Genomic DNA, 1,969 nt, shown 5'->3' on the forward strand with positions numbered 1-1,969 from the left:
CACAGCCTTGTACGTGGTATTACCTGTATTGAGATCAGGAAACACGAAGACAGTTGCACGACCAGCAACGTCTGAATAGGGCGCCTTGCTCTTGGCAACAGATTCTACAGACGCTGCGTCATATTGTAACGGGCCATCAACGACCAGATCCGGGCGCTTCTCGCGTACCAGCTGGGTGGCATTGCGAACACGTTCAACGTCTGCGCCGATACCTGAAGAGCCTGTGGAGTAGCTGATCATCGCGATGCGTGGCTCAATACCAAAGGCCTTGGCAGAGTCGGCACTCTGAATGGCAATGTTAGCCAGAGCTTCTGCGTCAGGGTTTGGATTAACGGCACAGTCGCCGTATACCAGAACCTGGTCGGGCAGCAGCATGAAGAAGACGGAAGATACAAGTCCTCCGGCGTCTTTTTTCGGTTTAATCAGCTGAAAAGCCGGGCGGATGGTATTGGCAGTAGTGTGGACGGCGCCGGAAACCAGTCCATCCACCTCGTCCATAGCCAGCATCATGGTGCCCAGAACCACCGTATCTTCCAGCTGAGCTTCTGCCATAGGGGCATTCAGACCTTTATGCTTGCGCAGTTCGACCATGGGCTCAATGTAACGTTGGCTGATACTCCTGGGGTCCATAATAATCAGCCCTTCCGGCAGATCAAAACCGTTATCACGAGCAACCTGTTCAATGACTTCACGGTTACCCAGCAGGATACACTCGGCAATGCCACGCTCCTGACAGATGATGGCAGCCTGGATGGTTCTTGGTTCATCGCCCTCTGGCAGAACGATGCGTTTACGTGCGGCTTTTGCCTGTTGCACCAGACTGTAGCGGAATGCTGGAGGTGACAGGCGACGCTCTGTCAGGCTTCCGCAGTGCTGCTTGAACCAACTGTTATTAAGATTCTCGGCAATGGTGTTCATCACCTTTTCAATACGTTCCATGTCGTCCAAAGGTAACTCATCACTCATGCGGTCCAGACGGGTAGCAGTCGTATAGGAATCATCCTCAGTCATCAGGACCGGCAAGCCTGTAGAAAAGGCTTTGGTGCAGAGTTCCCGGACAGCGCTGGACATTCTGATACCACTGGTGAGTAACAGTCCGGGCAAGGGAACACCGTTGGAGGCTGCCATTGAGGTCGCCAGAACGATGTCATCACGGTCGCCGGCAGTAATGATCAAATTACCGGGCTTCAGGTGATGAATCATGTTGCTGGGAGTTCTGGCACTTAGCGTGTAGGAATTGACACGACGCTGGGCAATGTCACCTTCGTTAATGACTTCACAACCTAGGTGGCGGGCAATATCCAGAGTAAGATGTGAGCTCAGTTGAGGGTTATAGCTGATGTAGCCCAGAGGCAGGAAATTCTTACGAGAGAACTCGGGCAAGGGTCTGAATTGATGATCTTCAGTCAGTTGTTCAACCAGCTCTTTGTCCAGCTTGTTCAGGATATAACCGATGACATTGGGGTTTTTGATGCCACCGAAGCTGTCGGCGGCAATTTCCAGTTTGTCTGCAACATCTTCCAGAGAATCCTTGCCGGGTTCTGAAACCAAAATTATGTCGGCGTTCAGTGTTCTGGCCATATCGCTGTTAAGGCGGTTGGCATAAGGCATGTCACGGGTAGGAACCAGGCCTTCAACCACGACGACTTCAGCGCCTTCGGAAGCATCGTCGAACAGAGCGACAATCTCTTCCATAATCTCATCACCCTTATTGTCTCCCAGCAAGTTTTCAACCTTTTGGGTGGTAATCGGTGTTGGTGGCTCATGGTCCATAATACGCTGAGCCAGTCGTGTAGAACGCTCAGGTCCTTTGTCCGTCGTGTGCAGCTGGGCAATAGGTTTGAAGAATTTTACCCTCAGGCCAAGGGTGTCCAGTGCCCGCACCAGACCCAGAGAGACTGAAGTCAGGCCGACTCCATAGCGGGTGGGGGCCAGAAAAAACGTACGCATAATGCAGCTCCGGAAATGT

General features: G+C 52.3%; 1 protein-coding gene. It reads right to left on the reverse strand.

The window, feature by feature from the left end; all coding sequences use genetic code 11:
* Window positions 1-1,950 (reverse strand): phosphate acetyltransferase (pta, locus tag KDK18_RS04365; RefSeq protein WP_257253473.1); only part of this gene is annotated, 1,950 nt, incomplete at its 3' end.
* Window positions 1,951-1,969: the final 19 nt, after the last annotated feature.

It is taken from the genome of Endozoicomonas sp. SESOKO3 (assembly GCF_024606255.1).